13 protein-coding genes are annotated in these 17,052 nt (G+C 71.8%); 2 read left to right on the plus strand and 11 right to left on the minus strand.

Annotation, left to right across the window (positions count from 1 at the left end; all coding sequences use genetic code 11):
- Positions 1–4: 4 nt before the first annotated feature.
- The 7 genes from J2X68_RS29015 to J2X68_RS29045 all read right to left on the minus strand — a co-directional run bounded on the left by J2X68_RS29015 (position 5) and on the right by J2X68_RS29045 (position 10,455).
- Positions 5–4,588: a non-ribosomal peptide synthetase gene (locus J2X68_RS29015; protein WP_310435549.1), complete on the minus strand. Its 4,584-nt coding sequence runs from the start codon at positions 4,586–4,588 to the stop codon at positions 5–7.
- On the minus strand, positions 4,585–4,854 hold the full coding sequence (locus tag J2X68_RS29020; RefSeq protein WP_310435550.1) for a phosphopantetheine-binding protein: 270 nt from the start codon (positions 4,852–4,854) through the stop codon (positions 4,585–4,587). Before J2X68_RS29020 ends, J2X68_RS29015 begins: the two co-directional genes overlap by 4 nt.
- A 300-nt stretch (positions 4,855–5,154) precedes the next feature.
- Positions 5,155–6,003: a hypothetical protein gene (locus tag J2X68_RS29025; protein WP_310435551.1), complete on the minus strand. Its 849-nt coding sequence runs from the start codon at positions 6,001–6,003 to the stop codon at positions 5,155–5,157.
- Between the two features lie 109 nt (positions 6,004–6,112).
- Complete coding sequence (locus J2X68_RS29030) at positions 6,113–7,405, minus strand: tryptophan 2,3-dioxygenase (protein ID WP_310435552.1); 1,293 nt, start codon at positions 7,403–7,405, stop codon at positions 6,113–6,115.
- A 650-nt stretch (positions 7,406–8,055) separates the two neighbouring features.
- Positions 8,056–8,946, minus strand: coding sequence for a helix-turn-helix transcriptional regulator (locus J2X68_RS29035; protein WP_310435553.1), 891 nt, complete (start codon positions 8,944–8,946; stop codon positions 8,056–8,058).
- Positions 8,947–9,104: 158 nt separating this feature from the next.
- Positions 9,105–9,506 (minus strand): hypothetical protein, encoded by a 402-nt coding sequence (locus J2X68_RS29040; protein ID WP_310435554.1) that lies wholly within the window; start codon positions 9,504–9,506, stop codon positions 9,105–9,107.
- A gap of 382 nt (positions 9,507–9,888) precedes the next feature.
- Positions 9,889–10,455, minus strand: coding sequence for a hypothetical protein (locus tag J2X68_RS29045; RefSeq protein WP_310435555.1), 567 nt, complete (start codon positions 10,453–10,455; stop codon positions 9,889–9,891).
- Between the two features lie 477 nt (positions 10,456–10,932).
- Here J2X68_RS29045 and J2X68_RS29050 point away from each other — a divergent pair, with 477 nt between their 5' ends.
- Together J2X68_RS29050 and glpK are read left to right on the plus strand one after the other, a co-directional pair.
- Positions 10,933–11,778, plus strand: coding sequence for an MIP/aquaporin family protein (locus J2X68_RS29050; RefSeq protein ID WP_310435556.1), 846 nt, complete (start codon positions 10,933–10,935; stop codon positions 11,776–11,778).
- A 24-nt stretch (positions 11,779–11,802) separates the two neighbouring features.
- Positions 11,803–13,320, plus strand: coding sequence for a glycerol kinase GlpK (gene glpK / locus J2X68_RS29055; protein ID WP_310435557.1), 1,518 nt, complete (start codon positions 11,803–11,805; stop codon positions 13,318–13,320).
- Between the two features lie 214 nt (positions 13,321–13,534).
- On the opposite strand, the gene J2X68_RS29060 is transcribed toward glpK, so the two are convergent.
- The 4 genes from J2X68_RS29060 to J2X68_RS29075 form a co-directional block, all read right to left on the minus strand.
- Positions 13,535–13,750, minus strand: coding sequence for a hypothetical protein (locus J2X68_RS29060; protein ID WP_310435558.1), 216 nt, complete (start codon positions 13,748–13,750; stop codon positions 13,535–13,537).
- Positions 13,751–13,806: 56 nt separating this feature from the next.
- Positions 13,807–14,817, minus strand: coding sequence for an RICIN domain-containing protein (locus J2X68_RS29065; protein WP_310435559.1), 1,011 nt, complete (start codon positions 14,815–14,817; stop codon positions 13,807–13,809).
- A 551-nt stretch (positions 14,818–15,368) separates the two neighbouring features.
- Positions 15,369–16,304 carry a pyridoxamine 5'-phosphate oxidase family protein gene (locus J2X68_RS29070; RefSeq protein ID WP_310435560.1) on the minus strand — a complete coding sequence of 312 codons (936 nt, stop codon included), beginning with the start codon at positions 16,302–16,304 and terminating at the stop codon, positions 15,369–15,371.
- Positions 16,301–16,999: a hemerythrin domain-containing protein gene (locus J2X68_RS29075; RefSeq protein WP_310435561.1), complete on the minus strand. Its 699-nt coding sequence runs from the start codon at positions 16,997–16,999 to the stop codon at positions 16,301–16,303. Before J2X68_RS29075 ends, J2X68_RS29070 begins: the two co-directional genes overlap by 4 nt.
- Positions 17,000–17,052 lie beyond the last annotated feature (53 nt).

The raw sequence follows: 17,052 nt of genomic DNA on the forward strand, positions 1-17,052 counted from the left end.
GGGGTCACACCCTTTCCGGCTGCGGGAGGGAAGGCGCCGCCGACGCGGCCCGGTGCTGCTGCACCACCACGTGGGCGTTGGTGCCGCCCACGCCGAAGGAGCTGACGCCGGCCGTGCGCGGCCGGTCCGTCCGCTCTGCCCAGGGGCGGCCCTCGCTCAGGAGGGTCAGACGGCTGTCCGCGCCGAGTTCGTCGATGGGCTCGGCGACGTTCGGCGTGGCCGGCAGGTGGCCGTGGTGGACGGCGAGCACGGCCTTGATGAGTCCGGCGATGCCGGCGGCGGTGTTGCAGTGCCCGATCGACGCCTTGACGGAGCCGACGGCGACCGGCGGGCCCGTCCGCCCGAGGGCGTCGGCCAGGGCTGTCATCTCGATGGCGTCGCCGAGCCGGGTCCCGGTGCCGTGGGCCTCGACGAAGCCGATGTCGGCGCCGTCGACACCGGCGGTGGCCAGGGCGTCGCGGATGACCCGGGACTGCCCCTCGACTCCCGGTGCGGAGTAGCCGATGCGCGCCTTGCCGTCGTTGTTGACCGCGCTCCCCCGGATCACCGCGTACACCGGGTCCCCGTCGCGTTCGGCGTCGGCGAGCCGCCGCAGCAGGACCGCTCCGGCGCCGAAGCCGCCGACGGTTCCGGAGGCGCGCCGGTCGAAGGGCCGGCACATGCCGTCCTCGGCGTAGAGGAAGCCCGGGCGGTAGCGGTAGCTGCCGTCGGAGGCCGGGTCGAGGGAGACCGCTCCGGCCAGGGCGTAGTCGCTGCTGCCGGTCAGCAGGCTGCGGCAGGCGAGGTGGACCGCGTACAGGCCCGTCGAGCAGGCGGTGTCCAGCATCAGGGCCTCGCCCCACAGGTCGTGCAGGTAGGCGAAGCGGGAGGCGACGAAGGTGGGGTCGGCGTTGACGACGTCGTCCACCCGGGCCTCGGGGTCGGTGTCGAGGACCTTGGCGCAGCCCGCGTAGAGACTGGTGCGCGAGGCGATGTCGGACAGCCGCAGGGAGGCGTCCTCCACGGCCGACCAGAGCACCTCGTGCAGGACTCCCTGCTGGGGGTCGCCGTGCCGCAGGTCGTCCTCGCTGAAGCCGAGGAGGGCGGCGTCGTAACGTGCCCCGTCGGCGGCCATGCCCCAGCGCGCCACCCGCCGCTGCCCGCCGGGCAGTTCGGTGACGAGCGGGCCGGGCCCCTCGGAGAAGCAGTCCCGCCCGGCGCGCAGGTTGTCCCAGAAGGCGGCCAGGTCGGCGGAGCCCGCGAACCGCGCCCCCATGCCGACGACGGCGACGGCGTCGTCGGGCCCGGACACGGGTCGCGCCGTGCGGCGCGCGGCGGCCGGGCGGAGGGTACCGGCCGGGCGGGAGCCGTCGGCCGGGTCGCCGCCGACCAGCCGGGTCTGCGACCGGACGGTGGTGTGCCGCAGCAGGTCGCCGATGGACGGCCCGGTGCCGGTGGCACGGCGCAGCGCCCCCTGGAGCCGGACCAGGAGGAGCGAGTGCCCGCCCACGTCGAAGAAGTTGTCGTCGACGCCGAAGGCCCGCTCGCCCAGCACCTCCCGCCACGCGCCGTGGACCGCTTCGGCGAGACCGGACGCGGGCGCGGCGACGTCTCGGGCGTCCGCCGCCGCCGGTGACGGCATCGCCGACGCGTCGGTGTCCTCGGGGCGGGGCAGACGCCGGCGGTCGATCTTGCCGTTCGGGGTGAGCGGCAGCCGGTCGAGGGCGAGCAGGTGGGAGGGGACGGCGAAGGCCGGCAGGCTCGCCCGCAGGTGCCGCACGACCTCCGGCCGGGCACCGGGCCGGGCGAGTACCGCGTAGCCGACGATCTCCTTCTCGTCCCGGTCGTTGCGGCGGCTGGTGACGAAGGCCGCGGTGACGTCGGGGTGCGCGCGCAGGACGGACTCGACCTCGCCGAGCTCGACCCGCTGACTCCTGATCTTGATCTGGTTGTCGGCCCGGCCGATGAACTCCAGACGCCCGTCCGCGGTCCACCGCACCCGGTCGCCGGTGCGGTAGAGGCGACCGCCTGGCTCGGTGCCGAACGGGTCGGCCCAGAACCGCTCGGCGGTGCGGGCGGGGTCGCCGAGGTAGCCGAGGGCCACGCCGTCGCCGCCGAGGACGAGTTCGCCGGGCATGTACGGCGGCGCGGGGACGAGCGAGTCCTCGAAGACGACGTGGGCGCGGGTGCCGGGCACCGGTGCGCCGATGGACAGGGTGCGGGCCCTCTCGGCCACCTCCTCGACGGGGCACCAGGTGGCGGTGAAGGAGTTCTCCGTGGGGCCGTAGCTGTGCAGCAGCGTCCCCGGGCGGGCCCAGCGCAGCGCCTTGCGCAGGTGCGGCACGGAGACCAGCTCGCCGCCGAAGTACACCCGTCGCAGCGTCTGGAGCAGGTCGGGCGCGTCCTCGATGATGCGGTTGAGCAGCGGAGTGGTGACCAGCAGGGTGGTCACCCCCAGGTCGCGGACGGCCGTGCGCAGGGCCGGCGGGTCGAGGACGAGTTCCTTGTCGAGGACGGCCAGCCGGGCGCCGTGCGTGAGGGCGCCCCAGATCTCGTAGGTCGCGCCGTCGAAGTTGAGCGGGGACAGGTGCGAGACGGTGTCGTCGGGGCCGAGGGGGAGGAAGTCCGGGCGGTGCATCAGGCGCACCACACCGCCGTGGTGCAGCAGGACGCCCTTGGGGCGACCGGTGGAGCCGGAGGTGTAGAGGACGTTGAACACGCTCTCCGGGCGGATGTCGACGTCGGGCGGTGTGGCGGGCAGGGCCGCGGCCGCGCGGGCGATGTCCCACGGGGTGTGGACGGGCAGGCCGTCCGGGGCCCCGCCGGCGTCGGCCGACTCGGCGATGAGCAGCCGGGGCCGGGCGTCGTCCAGGACCAGTCGCAGCCGGGCGTCGGGGTGGTCGGGGTCGAGCGGCAGACAGGCGGCCCCGGCCAGGGCGACGGCCAGCATCGCGGTGATCGTGTGCGTGCCGGGCCGCAGCGCCAGAGCCACCAGGTCACCGTCGCGCACCCCCGCTTCGGACCGGAGCCAGTGCGCGGCGCGCGCGGCCTCTTCGGTCAGCGAGCGGTAGGTGAGGGTGTGTTCGCCGTGCACGACGGCGACGGCGTCCGGGGCGCGGCGGGCCTCGCGCAGGACCAGGCCGGGCACGCTCGGTCGCGCGGCGGAGTGCCCTTCGGGATGCTCGGCGGGCGCCGCCGGGCCGTCGGCCGGGGGCGTGTCGGCCAGTGCGGCGAGCAGCGCACCGCAACGGACGCCGGGGCGGCCGGCGGCGGACAGCAGTGCGTCGAGCTGCCGGGCCATCAAGGCGGCGGAGTCCTCGGTGTACAGGCCGGTGTCGTAGTCGACTCGCAGCACCAGCCGGTCGGTGTACTCGAGCGCGGCCAGGGCGAGGTCGTACTTCGCCGAGGCGGTGTCCAGGTGCACCACGCGCACGACGGCTCCGGGCACCTCGTGGGCGCCGCCGGTCCGGGGCTGGTGCAGGAACACCGCCCGGTACGCGGGCGTGGCCGCCGGGGTCGGCGGTCCGTCGTCGGCGAGCGCCTCCATGGAGTCGAGCACCTGCTCGCCCAGCCGCCGGGCGTACGCGCCGAACTCCTCGTCGGCGGCCATACGGCTGCGGACCGGCAGCACCCGGGTGAACAGACCCACCGCGTCCTCGGCGCCGGGTGCGTCGCGGCCGGCGAACGGCATGCCCAGGACGCCGTCCCGCTCACCGGACCAGGCGTGCAGCAGCAGGCTCCACGCGGCCAGCAGCGCGACGGCGGGCGACACGGCATGCCCGACGGCCATGTCCCGCACGGCGGTGAGGCGTTCCGCGGACAGGGTGCGCTCGGTCCAGCCGGCGCCGCCCCGCAGCTGCTGCTCGCCGCGGACCAGATCGGGCAGCGGGCCGAGGGTGACGGGGTCGTCGGCGAGCAGGTCCCGCCAGTAGGGGGCCGCCGCGCGCTCGGCGTCCGCGGCTTCCGTGCCCCGTGCGGCCTCCACGGCGACAGCTGCCGCGGCGGGGCGCGACGGTCGGACGGGAGCGGCGGTGGAGGCGGGGGCGGCGGGAGAACCGGCGGCGGACTCAGCCGTGGAACGGGGTGCCGAAACGGCCGTGACACCGGTTGTGGAATCGGCGTTGGAGTCGGCGTGGACGCGGTATGCGGCGAGTACGTCACCCGCGATGACGTCCAAGGTGCGGCCGTCAGCGACGATGTGATGCACCGTCAGCACGACCAGGGCGCCGTCGTCGTGGAGCAGCACCTCCGCACGCAGCAGCGGCGCGGCGCTCGGGTCCAGGGGGCGCTGGGCCGCCCGAACCGCCTCCCCCCGCGCGGTGGCGGAGCGGCAGGAACCGGAGTGCCGTACGACGCTCAGGGGAAGCGGCGCCGTCGGCTCCGGCCGGAAGCGGAGGTCTCCGTCCTCGGCGTCGAAACGGCCGGCCAGCTCGGGGCGGCGAGCCGGCAGGTCGGACAGGGCCCGTCGCAGGGCCCGTTCGTCGAGTTCACCGAGGAACTCCAGGGCCACCGGCACGTTGTAGCGCCCCGACTCCGGCTCGCAGCGGTCCGCGAGCCAGATCTCCGTCTGGGCGGCCGAGACCGGCAGCCCCGCCGCGTGGCCGCTCACGCGAGCGCCTCCGGCGATTCGGCCGCGAGCGCCTGCGCCAGCCCGCCCACCGTGGGGTTGCGGAAGAGGACCCGCACCGGGATCTTCCGGCCCAGGTCCGCGCCCAGGTCCCTGACCACCTGGAGGGCGCCCAGGGAGTGGCCGCCGACCTGGAAGAAGTGGTCCTGGTCGGTGAATTCGTCGTGTCCGAGCGCGTCGGCCCAGGCCGTGCGCACCCGTTCGGTGAGCTCACCGGTGCCGCGTGTGTCGGATTCGGTCGCCGTCACGGCTGTCGTGTCCTTCCGTATCGTCCGGGCGGTTCGTCGTCCCGGCCGTTCCTCGTCCCGGCCGCATCGCACGATGGACCGGCGCGCATCCGCTCCGGCGCGCACTCGCTGTCCGGGGGTGTCTGCTCGGGTGGGTGTGTGCTGGGGTGGGTGTGTGCTGGGGTGGGTGTGTGCTGGGGTGGGTGCCTGCCCGGGCAGATCTCCTCACGGGCGGTGTCCGCTCGGGCCGAGGTCCGCTCAGGCGGGGCCGGTCCAGACGGCGGTCCGCTCAGGGCGGGGTCTGTCCAGGACGGGGTCTGTTCAGGCAGGGGTCTGTCCGTCGGGCACGAGCGCCCGGTAGGTGTCGTCCACCGAGTCCCACAGCCGTGGGAAGAGGCTTCGCTCGGCCATGGCGCGGACACCCGCCGTGGACTGGCCGCGCAGACTCCTGGGCAGGTCCTCGCGGGTGTCGGGACCGGCCGCCGGGGCGGTCTCGGGGTGACCGCCGAGCTGGGACCACACCAGCCGCAGGTGATGGTGCTTCCAGGCGGCGACCGCCCCGTCCAGACGCAGCAGCGCCTGCCGTACGAGGGCGAGGTCGGGTGCCCGGTCCTCGCGGGCCGGCGTCTCGGCGCGGCCCTGCGCCGTGATGAGCTCCCGCCCGCCGATCCCCTCACGGTCGAGGGCGGCTTCCGTCTCCTGCCACAGCGCGGTGGCCGCCCTGCGCAGGTTGCGGGCGCCCGGCGAGTCGAGACCGGTGGTGTTCTCCGGAAAGGTCTCGCGCATCAGCAGCAGGCTCTCCTGCGGCAGGAAGTCCAGCAGCACCTGGAGCGCCCGGACCGCCACGTCGCCCATCGCGGCGGCCCGTTCCAGGAGTTGGGCGGCGAGCAGGTAGTCGCGCACACGCAGTCTCCCGGCGGCACGGCGCATCTCGTAGTGCATCTCGCACCACGCGTACTCGGTGATCAGGTGCACTGTCTGGAACAGCCTCTGGTCCGGGTGGACGAGTCCGTCCTCCGGCAGCAGGGCCGACAGGGCGGCGGTGAGCCGGGTGTCCTCTTCGTAGTTGCTGCCCCGGTCGTACTCGTACACGAACAGGCGGTTCTGCTCTTCGGGGTTCATCGTCCGGCGGGCGGTTCCCGGCCTGCCGGGCTGTGCTTGCTTGCTCATCGTGGTGGACGCCTCCGGCGGGGGATCGTGCGGCGAGGGGGTCGTGGGGCGCGCGGTGAGGGGGTGGTGGGGCGCGGGGGTCTGGGCGAGCGCGGCGCGGGGAGCCGGCTCAGCCGACGAGGGCGCCGTGCCGGTCCGGGGCCGGGAACAGCCGGTTGTCGAGGACCGCCGCGAGGTAGGGCACGCCCTGGGTGTAGCCGGTGCCGGAGCGTTCGCCGATCATGCGTACGGCCAGGCGGTAGTGGGTCTGCTTCCAGCGCTGGTGCACCGATTCCAGCCGGTCCGCCGCCGCCCTGAGCGCGGCGTCGTCCGCCGGGTCCAGCCGGTGCGCGGTGATCAGCGCGTGCCAGGTGCCCTGGACGGTGGGCTGTCCGTTCAGCACCCGCTCGCGTACCGGGGGCACGGAGGTGTAGGCGGACGAGGCGAGCCGGGCGAGGCCCGGCGTGGAGCACAGCGACTCGAAGGTCTTGTAGCCTGCGGACTGGATGGCACTGGCGCCTTCGGTGAAGGTCCGGAAGGTCTGGAAGGCCTCGGGCCGCATGGTCGCCAGCAGGGAGAACAGGGGCAGCGATTCCTTGAGGACGTCGGCCACCGCGCCGACGAGGTCCGCGGACTCCCGCGGCCGGTCGTCGTCGAGCCGACGCACCGCCAGGCCGAGGGCGGACGACATGAAGGTGAACGTGGTCTCGAACGACTGGAGGGTGCGCAGGAAAAGGTACTCGTCGTGGAGGACGTACACCGGCTGCACACTGGCCGACAGCGCCAGGGCCTGCTCCGGTGCGGCGGCTCGCAGGATCTCCGCGGCCAGCGGACCGCTGGGGGTGCGTCCGGGGACCGCGGCGACTGCGGCGGCGTCCACGACGCCCGACGGCAGCGCGCGCAGGGCCGCGGGCTCCATGACCCGCACGGCCAACCTGGCGCGCTTGGCGACCAGTTCGGGCGTCGGCGGCATGTCGTGCGGCACGTCCGGGGTGCCCGTCGACGCCCGCCCCTCGAACCGTACGAGATCGGCGAGCAGAAGCAACACCAGGTCGTCGCGGGCACGGAGCGCCTCGTGCCGGTCGGCCGGCGCGGGCCGCGTCAGCAGGGACAGGGCGGTGTAACTGGGGTAGTCGTAGCGGTCGTCGTGCTTGTCGAGCACCACGTCGAGGAACCTGTGCAGGAAGGACGGCCGGTCGCGGCCCTCGGACTCGGCCACCGATCGGCGTATCTCGTCCAACAGAACGAGCAGTTCGGCCTCCAGGAAGTGCTTGCCGACCGACCGCAGATGCCCGAGAACGAGGGAGTACGGAAACTCCGCGGGCCTGCCGGGAATCGCCCAGGCCCGCAATCCCTCGATGACCTCGGCACCAGGAGTCGCGGCCGCATGGACGGTCATCCCGCCGAATTCCGCGGAGGTCATGCGGTGTCCCGGACCGTCGACGAGTCGTGGCCACCGTTCATGAAGCACATAGGGGGCCGGGGATTTCGAGCGTCCATGGAATCGTGTCCTTTACTCGGGACGAGTGGCAACCGCGACCCGAGGCGCTCAACCATCGAATTCAGCGCCGGACGCGATCACTTTCAGGACAAGATCCTGCGCTTCCCGATCCGAACTCCCAAGTCACCAATACCCGGTCACGCACGAGCGGTCCCGGGGTCCCGTGGCCCCCCGCGGCGACCCGAACACCCCCGACCGGCCGCGCACCCCCAGCCGAGGTCTCGCCCAGGAGAAGCTCCTCACGGACGCGAGGCGGCCACCCGGGACGGCACCTTCGACCAGGGCGACGGCGGCGCGCAGGTGTGCTCAGGGCGTCGGAGCCGTCTTGGACTGCCCTGTCTCCGGGCTTTGAACGCGCCGTGAAGCGAGGCGAGCTACCGCGTTGCCGCGTTCGCTCGCCAGTGGGCCGCGAGCTGCAGAGCCCTGTCCTGCAGCCGAGAACTCCATGGACGGCCCCTGCGGGACGGATCCACCCTCGTGCCGCGGTGCAGTCACGCGCCGGCCGCAAAGGCGATCCGTCTGCGATATCCGTCTCTCACTTTTCGGAACGACGCCAGGACGGCGGTCCTGTTCTAGGACGAAGGGGTCAGGTCGGCCGGAGTGGTTCCCAGGCCGTCGGCGATGCGCAGGAGGATCTTCGACACATCGTCCCTGATGACCTTCGTTTCCAGGTCCTGGAAGAGATCGATGGAGTTGGCTATGTCGTCTGGGCCGGTACTGACGGTGGCGTTGCCGCGCGGATTTTCCAGGTAGAGGCAGGCCGGTACGTCCTCCTTGAACTCGAAGAGGGTGAAAGGACCGGCGGAGGCCGCGTGTGCGCCGAGGCTGAAAGGCAGCACCATCAGATGGACGTTCGGACGCGTGGCCAGGGCGGCGAGCTGGCGTAGCTGGGCGCGCATCGTTGTGGCGCCCCCGACCTGACGGCGGATCACTGATTCGTCCAGGATGAAGAAGAACTGGGCTTCCCCTGCGATGTCGAGCACGTCCTGGCGCAACATCCGGGCCTCGACCATGCGGGAGACCTGGGCCGTCGATTCGTCCGGCGAGAAGGCCCGGATGACGGCGGCCGCGTACTCCTCCGTCTGGAGCAGGCCGGGCAGCACCACGGACTGGAAGGTGCGGTTGATCCAGGCGGAGGCTTCCATGGCAAGGAAGTCCAGGAAGTCCTTGTGGTAGATGTCCCGGTACTCCGTGAAGGGCATCTTCCGACTGCCGCGGGCGAACTCGAGCAAGCGCTCCACGTACGCGGGGTCGTCAACCCGATAGAAGACCAGCAGCAGGCGCAGGTCGTTGGCGGTGATGCCGACTTCTCCGGCTTCGATGCGGATGAGCTTGCTGGGCGACCACTCCATCTCATCGGCCACTTGACGTTGCGTCAGCCCAGCCGACAGCCGCGCCTCCCGCAGCTCCGTCCGCAGCCGAAGACGCTGAACCGCTGCACTTCCCGCCGTTACCGTAGTCATCCCGTCACCGTAGTCATCACATCTCCCTTTTTTCCAAAGGTAACTGAACTTTATCGGGCAATGTCTGACTGTTCGTCACACAGCGTGAAGCCGCCTGGGCAGACCCGGTTCGGTGTCACACTCGCAGGCAGGGGCCGGTAGGCGGGCTGAGCCCGAGGTCAGTGCAGGTCCACCTGGAAGGCGTGGCGGTGGTCGGCCGGGCAGGTGAAGATGCGCAGGTCTCCCCAGCGGCCGACGACGACCCCCGTCGTGTCGTCGCCTGCCACCGTGAACAGGAGGGACATGGGTGTGCCGCAGTCGCCGCAGGTGAAGGCCGCGGGGTGGGTCAGGTGCCATGTCGGCCAGCCGCCGAGTTTCCAGCCGGCGAGGCGGGTGATGACGTCACCGCCGTCACCGGTCTCGCGGACCAGTTCCTCAAGCCTCGGACGCAGTTCCGCAGGCAGTTCCTCACGGAAGGGGAAGTCGGTGACGTGCTCGACGGTGACGGCGCATGTCTGGGGCAGATAGCCGTCCTCGTCGTACCGCGAGGGCGCCGGCGCGGTCGTCTGACGGCTGGTCACGTCGGCGGCCCGACGCCATCGCACGGCGAGAACGGGGCTGACGTCGGCTTGCCCCGCCGGAGGATCCCAGTGTTCGTTGGGACACCAGAGGATCTGCAAGAGGTCGACGTCTGCGGGCCACATCACGCCTTCCGGGTGAGCTGGTCGTGGAGGGCTCGCAGCGTACAAGGCCGCTGTGACAACCGCTCCCACTCGCGGATCACGGCGGACGGCCGGCGCGCGCCGCAGCCGGATCTCGGAGCCCCGACGGGGCTCCGACCAGCCCATCGACCGCCGGCCCATCGACCGCCGGCCCATCGATCCGGGCCGGACTCCACGCCGCAGGCACGGCGACGGCTCCGCTGGACGGCGCCGCCGTTTCGCCCCTCGCCGGTCCTGCCGCTCAGGCCGTCCGGCGTGAGCGACCCCAGCGGCGACGCCGTGTCCAGCGCCGTCGGCTGGGCCTGCTGTCGGCGATGCGGTCGTGGAGATACGTGTGCGGCAGCTCGGCGGTCCGGTGGGCGAGTTCCTCGAACGCCGACAGATAGGAGCCGTCGCTTCCCCGCAGTTCGCGTTCGCGTTCCACGTAGGGACGGGCCGCCTGCCAGACGGTGACGATGCGGTACCGCAGGAGGGGCAGGAACAGTTCCTGGTCGACGATCCCGAAGACGGTCAGGTTGGCGAGGGACTGGTAGTAGTACACGACATTGCAGAAGGCCTCCTTGGCGTCGTGCGGAAGCCCGCTCACCCCACCGCTCGGGGCATGCTCCTGCCCGAGTCGGGCGCAGACGTAGTCGTGCTGGTCGTGGAACGACGCCGACCGGAACTCGGCGAGAAGATTGATCATGGCCTGGATGTTGTTCGCATGCCGGCTGAGGCGGGTCTGCCGTATACCGAGCCAGGTGGGCACGGCGATGGCGATCACCGCGATGACCACCGGAAGGACGTTGACGAGAAAGACCTTCAGCATCGGGCCAACGCTAGGCAGCGGCGGCCGTCGGCAGGCCGGATGGGCACGTTCGGAGATTTTTCGTCGCGACTTGTCAAAGTTCGCCGTCAAAAAGCCATCTGGAGTCCGAACGTGATCGCAGGGCGCGGTCGCTGTCGCTTTCGGAGCCGTGAACCACCGCCGTCGCAGACTTCGGCGACCTCGACGAGGAGGCGGGTCGGCCGTCCGAGTGTCGGTAAGTCGCTGAGTCGCCAAGTCGCCGTTCGGTGAGTCGGCGACTCGACCCAGGAGGGAACAGCCGACACGGCTCGATTACGCAGCGCCTACCGGCGACGGACGGTGCGCAACCGAAGGAGCCGCCATCCGCGACACCCCCACAAGAGGAAAGGTAAGAAAATGCCCTATTTGTGCGCTTAGTACATGATCGCTCTATGCTGTTGTCCGGGAGAGCTCGAGCACTCGACGGGCCGGCTCGACGCCGGCGGGAAGCGGGCTTCCATGGCTGAGCGATTGAAAAGGTCGGGGTTGGTCGGCGAACTGTCGGCCGAGTTCGCCGGCACCATGATTCTCATCCTCTTCGGCTGTGGCGTGGTGGCCCAGGTGGTCGCCGGTGGAGCACTCACGACGCCCCCGGGAGGACTGGGAAACCACGACAGCATCGCCTGGGCCTGGGGCCTCGGCGTCACCCTGGGTGTCTACGTCGCGGCGCGACTGAGCGGCGCCCATCTCAATCCGGCGGTCACGGTCGCCCTGGCCACGTTCAAGGGCTTCCCGTGGAGCAAGGTCGCGCCCTACGCGCTGGCCCAGACCGCCGGAGCCTTCGTGGCGGCCCTCATCGTGCGGTGGAACTACACCGAAGCGCTGGCGAAGGCCGACCCCGGACACACCATCAAGACACAAGGCGTGTTCTCCACCCTCCCCGCCAACGGCAATCCGAACCTGCCGGTCCACGAGTGGGGCGCCTTCCGTGACCAGGTCATCGGCACGGCCATCCTGCTGCTGCTGATCCTGGCCGTCACGGACCTGCTGAACACACCGCCGGGCGCCAATCTGGCACCGTTCATCGTCGGCCTGATCGTCGTGGCCATCGGCATGGCCTGGGGCACCAACGCGGGGTACGCGATCAACCCGGCACGTGACTTCGGACCCCGATTGGCCAGCTTCTTCACGGGCTACGGCACAGCATGGCGAGATCAGTACGGGAATCTCTACTTCTGGGTGCCGATCATCGGTCCCCTGGTCGGCGGCCTGCTCGGTGCGGGCCTCTACAAGGCCTTCATCGGACGGTTCCTGCCGACGGCGGAGCCGGAGCCTCCCGGCCGAGTTCCGGCCCCCGAGGAATGACCCCCACAGCAGAGGCGGCAACCCATGGCTGATTTCGTGGGCGCGGTGGACCAAGGCACCACCAGCACCCGATTCATGATCTTCGACCACTCCGGCAACGAGGTGGCGAAGCACCAGCTGGAGCACGCCCAGATCCTTCCGCGCTCCGGGTGGGTCGAGCACGACCCAGTGGAGATCTGGGAGCGCACCAACTCGGTGATGCAGAACGCGCTGCGCCACGGCAACCTCTCCCCCGAGGATCTGGCCGCGATCGGCATCACCAACCAGCGGGAGACCACCGTCGTGTGGGACCCGCGCAACGGACGTCCGTACTACAACGCCATCGTCTGGCAGGACACCCGTACCGACTCGATCGCGGCGGCCCTGGAACGCTCGGGCCAGGGCGACGTCATCCGCCGCAAGGCGGGACTGCCGCCGGCGACCTACTTCTCCGGCGGCAAGATCCAGTGGATCCTGGAGAACGTCGACGGCGTCCGCCAGGCGGCGGAGCAGGGCCACGCCCTGTTCGGCAACACGGACGCCTGGGTCCTGTGGAACCTGACCGGCGGGCCGGACGGCGGTGTCCACGCCACCGACGTGACCAACGCCAGCCGCACCATGCTGATGAACCTGGAGACCCTCGACTGGGACGACGAACTGCTGGGCTTCTTCGACATCCCCCGGCAGATGCTGCCCACCATCAGCCCGTCCTCCCACCGCGAGGCGTTCGGCGTGACCCGCTCCTCCCGGCCGCTGCGTGCCGCCATCCCCATCACCGGGGTGCTCGGCGACCAGCAGGCGGCCACGGTGGGTCAGGTGTGCTACGCGCCGGGCGAGGCCAAGAACACCTACGGCACGGGCAACTTCCTGGTCCTCAACACCGGTACGGAACTGGTCCGTTCGCAGCACGGTCTGCTCACGACCGTGGCCTACCAGTTCGGCGACAGTCCGGCGATCTACGCCCTGGAGGGCTCCATCGCCGTCACCGGTTCGGCGGTGCAGTGGCTGCGCGACCAGATGAAGATCATCAAGGAGGCGGCGGAGAGCGAGACACTGGCGCGCAGCGTCGAGGACAACGGCGGGATGTACTTCGTTCCCGCCTTCTCGGGCCTGTTCGCTCCGTACTGGCGCTCCGACGCCCGCGGCGCGATCGTCGGTCTGGCCCGCTACAACGACAACGGTCACCTGGCCCGGGCGACCCTGGAGTCCATCTGCTACCAGAGCCGCGACGTGGTCGAGGCCATGGAGCAGGACTCCGGAGTCCACCTCGACGTGCTCAAGGTCGACGGCGGTGTCACGGCCAACGACCTGTGCATGCAGATCCAGGCCGACGTCCTCGGCGTACCGGTCAGCCGTCCGGTGGTGGCCGAGACCACCGCGCTCGGCGCCGCGTACGCGGCGGGTCTGGCCACCGGATTCTGGCGCGACACCGACGAACTGCGCACCCACTGGCAGGAGTCGAAGCGCTGGGAGCCCCAGTGGTCCGAGGACCAGCGCGCGGAAGGCTACGCGGGCTGGAAGAAGGCGGTGGAGCGCACGCTCGACTGGGCCAAGGTCGAGTAGCCCGACGACACCGAGGCGCCATCCGTGACGCCGCCCGTGAGTTCACGGGCGGCGTCCGCGCGCGTCCTCTCTGACGCGTGCGAAGGCGACGCACCAGTGTGGCCGACGCACCGGTGCGCCTGACGAACCGGTGTGCTCGACGGCGGCAGGCCGAGCACCCTGCGACGGCGAGGGGGCGAGCCTCCGGGCCCGCCCCCTCGCCGCCTACCCGGGGTCAGGCCCGGGCGTACTCCCAGCCGCCACAGCTGTACGGGGTTCCGCTGGAGGTGTCCTGCAGGCAGGCGCGGATCTGCAGGGTGGTGCCCTCCGCGATGGACAGGTTCCAGTCCTTCGCCACGGCGTAGCCGCCACCGTGGACGACGGTAGGGCGTGCGCACGGCAGGTTCCTCTCCTCGAACGACTGGTCGCGCCCGAACCTACCTGAGGGCAAAGGGAGTTCATCCTCGAAATACCTGCCCGGCGGTCCTTCCCGACTCCTGCATCACATCAATTCCTGCTCCACTTCTGGTTGTCGCCCCCCGTGCAGTCCCAGATCTGGAGCCCCGTGCCGTCGGCGGTGCCGGCGTCCGTCACGTCCACGCACTTGTCGGCCTGCCGGTTGACGAGGTCGTGGGCGTCGTTGAGCCGGAACTGCTGGGCGGGATCACCGGTGCAGTCCGCGAGCTGGACCCTGGCGCCGTCGGCCGTCGACCCCCAGGCGACGTCCATGCACCGGCCCAGCGCCCGTACGGTGCCGTCCGCCTCGAAGGTCCAGCTCATCCGGGCGGACGACGCGCAGTCGCGGATGTCCAGGGGCACGCCGTCCTTGGACGCGCCGCCGCTCACGTCGATGCACTTGCCCGAGGCGTAGCTCCGGATCGACACTCCGGACACCGTCGTGGACGCGCCGGTTCCGGTCGATGCCTGGCCGGACGAGGACGTGCCGGAGGTCGACGACCCGGTCGTGTCCGTCGACTTCGACGAGGACGGGTCCCCGTCGCCGTCCTTCTGGCCGACGCCCTCGCCCGCCCCGTCGACGCCCTTGCCGCCCGTCTTCCCAGCGGCGCCGACGCCCGTCAGATGCGACGTGGCGTCCGCCGCGGGGGACGCCGGGCCGACCACGCCGTGGGCGCCACCGGTTCCCTCGTCGCCGGGACCGCCGTCCGCGGTGACTCCGGACGCCGAGCCTCGTTCGCCGGCCTCGTCGCCGGCGGCACTGACCAGGAAGGGCACGGCGATCAGGATCGCGCCCCCGACGGCCGCACCGGCCAGTACGCCTCTGCGATGGCGGCGCCACCCGCTCCGGGTGCCGGTCCCGGACGCGGGGGCCTCGGTCTGCGTGACGAGGAGATCGCCGTTCGTGGACACGTGGGCGGACGCGAACTCGAACTCGAACTCGTGCTCTCGCTCTCGACGGGGGCGGACGCCGAGATCGATCCCGGGACCGTGGGCCGTCGGCCCCGCGTCCGGATCGGGCCGCTCCGCACGGTCGGGCTCCACGACCCGCACGGCGGCCATCCGCGCCTGTGTCATCGCACTGCGCCGGGGCACCCCGGCGTGTCCGGCGAACATGCTCCGCCCGGGCAGGGACGGGCGCGGCCCGGCGGCTTGCGTCGGATCGGCTTCGCCTGCCCCGGCGGAAGCTCCGGGCGCCCCGGGCCCTGTGTCGGTACCGAGGTCTGATGAGGCGGTCCCGAGGTCTGCCGAGGCGTGCTCGTGCCGGGCGGCGTCGGCGGCGTCGGCCGTGCGCTCGCCGGGGTCTGCCGTCATGGCGTCCTTCCGATGATGGAGTCGAGGGGTTCGTGTGCGGTCGGGCAGTCGGCGATCGGCCGGGCCGCACCGGTCAGTCGGTTCGGCCGCGCTCGGAGACGGGCGGACCGGTCGGCGGGCCGACGGACCGACAGCCCGTCGGCCCGAGGCGGCCGGCCCGGGCACAGGTGCCGTCGGTGTGCCGGCGGTGTTCGACCGGGTGGGGGTCGGGCGCTCCTCGGCGCCGGAACCAGCTCTCTCCCCCTCACCCGGTCGACCGCACAGCACCGTCCGCCGGTCAGCTTGTCGGGTAGGGCCGGTCAGGCATCGTCACGCTGCCGTGCCGACGCCGCGAGCGCCCGGAACGCGTCCCACTGCACCCGTGGCCGTTGCAGACCGCGCTGTTCCAGGTAGCGGCTGGTGCTGCGTTTCGTCCGGCGCAGGACCCGCACCGCGTCGGTCGGACGTCCCGAACCCATCGGCTCCACCACCTTGGCGGGCGTCAGCAGCCAGCCGTCGCCGCTCGCCCGCAGTTCACCGCGGACGAGCGCGTTGTCCATGTGGTTGAGCCGGTCGTCGTGCCGGTGCACCAGCAGGGACGCGGGACCCGGCGTGGCGGCGCAGTCGGACGGGATCTCCACGGCGAAGCCGTCGTCCGTGGGTACCGGCCGGGTCCGCGCGAGAACAGGCGCACCGGACGAGTCGCGGGCGGACAGGACCGCGCTCGGAAAGCCGGCGAGCCGGTCGGCTCCGGGCAACGGGTTCCCTCCGCGCGGGCCGGGGAGCTCGGGCAGCGGTGGAGGTGCGAGCGGCGGCCGTACGATCACCTGGTCGGGAGTCACGGTGATCAGCAGGCGCAGGTAGTACCAGTCCATCAGCCGCCGCATCGGAGCGGTTGTGTACGAGCGGCTGTGCGGCTGCCGCTCGAAGAGCATGCGCCAGTAGTCCTCGGCGCCCTGCGGCCCCGTCATGATCTGGTCGGGGCACTCGGCCCGTCCGGCGACGAAGATCTGCGGGGCGTGGTCGAGGCCGCTGCCGGTGGGATCGGAGAAGAGCAGGGCGACGCGTCCGTCCCGGCGTACGTTGAGGGCCTTTCGCGCGAAGGCCAGGGACGTGGTCAGCAGGAGCGTGCCGTCCTCGCGGCGTCGCACGGCCGTGGGCCAGGCCGCCGGCGTGCCGTCCCGGCCGAGCGTGACGAACTCGCAGGTGCGGTAGGCGTCGAGGACCGCGTGCGGAGCGGAGTCGAGGACGGTCACCGAGCTGCTCCCCCGTCCAGGGGGGCGCGCAGGGCGCGGCAGGGTGTGGCGTACTGGCGCCGGCCGACGGCCTTCCACAGCAGACGACCGATCAGCGGGGCCCTGCCGAGGAAGGAGGCGCGCTCCGGTGGGGTGGCGTCCTCGAGCAGCGCGCCGAGGGCGAACAGCAGCTTGTCCTTGGGGACCCGCTCCAGTCCGCGCCGGCCGACCAGGTCCCATTCGGCGACCGTCAGGTGCTCGGCGATCAGCGGAAGGACCAGTCGCTCCTCGTCGTCGAGGTGTTCGAGCAGCGCGGTGCGGTGCTCGTCGAGGGCCAGCGCCAGTTCCTCGCCGGCGATGGGGTCGGCCGCCGGTTCCCAGGCGGGTATCCACTGGGTGACGGCTTCGAGGCTCCGGTCGATGCGCTCGTGCTGCTCCTCCATGCGGACGACGAGAGCGGCGTCCTGGGCGCGCTCGCGCAGGAGCGGCCAGATCAGCTCGTCCTCCAGGGAGTGGTGGCTGTGCAGGCCTTCGAGGTATTCACGCAGGTGTTCCGCGACCCTTGTCGCGCGCGTCGTGCCGCCGTCGGGCACGGCGCGCACCAGCCGAGGGAGAAGCGCCGACTCGCGGCGGAAGACCCGGTGGACCACGACCATCTCGTGGGTGTACGGACGGTATGCGGTGGGAAGTTCGTCGATGGTGCTGTCGGGGGACACGCTTGCTGGCTCCAGCGATCGGATTTTCGGCAACAGCCTCCCAGGGTCCGCCG

The organism is Streptomyces sp. 3330 (assembly GCF_031456635.1).
Classification (GTDB): domain Bacteria; phylum Actinomycetota; class Actinomycetes; order Streptomycetales; family Streptomycetaceae; genus Streptomyces.

Coding starts and splice junctions, on each gene's coding strand:
- J2X68_RS29025 (WP_310435551.1), bottom strand. CDS start 6,003: ATGAGCAAGCAAGCACAGCCCGGCAGGCCGGGAACCGCCCGCCGGACG.
- J2X68_RS29030 (WP_310435552.1), bottom strand. CDS start 7,405: ATGACCTCCGCGGAATTCGGCGGGATGACCGTCCATGCGGCCGCGACT.
- J2X68_RS29035 (WP_310435553.1), bottom strand. CDS start 8,946: ATGACTACGGTAACGGCGGGAAGTGCAGCGGTTCAGCGTCTTCGGCTG.
- J2X68_RS29045 (WP_310435555.1), bottom strand. CDS start 10,455: ATGCTGAAGGTCTTTCTCGTCAACGTCCTTCCGGTGGTCATCGCGGTG.
- J2X68_RS29050 (WP_310435556.1), top strand. CDS start 10,933: ATGGCTGAGCGATTGAAAAGGTCGGGGTTGGTCGGCGAACTGTCGGCC.
- glpK (WP_310435557.1), top strand. CDS start 11,803: ATGGCTGATTTCGTGGGCGCGGTGGACCAAGGCACCACCAGCACCCGA.
- J2X68_RS29065 (WP_310435559.1), bottom strand. CDS start 14,817: ATGGCCGCCGTGCGGGTCGTGGAGCCCGACCGTGCGGAGCGGCCCGAT.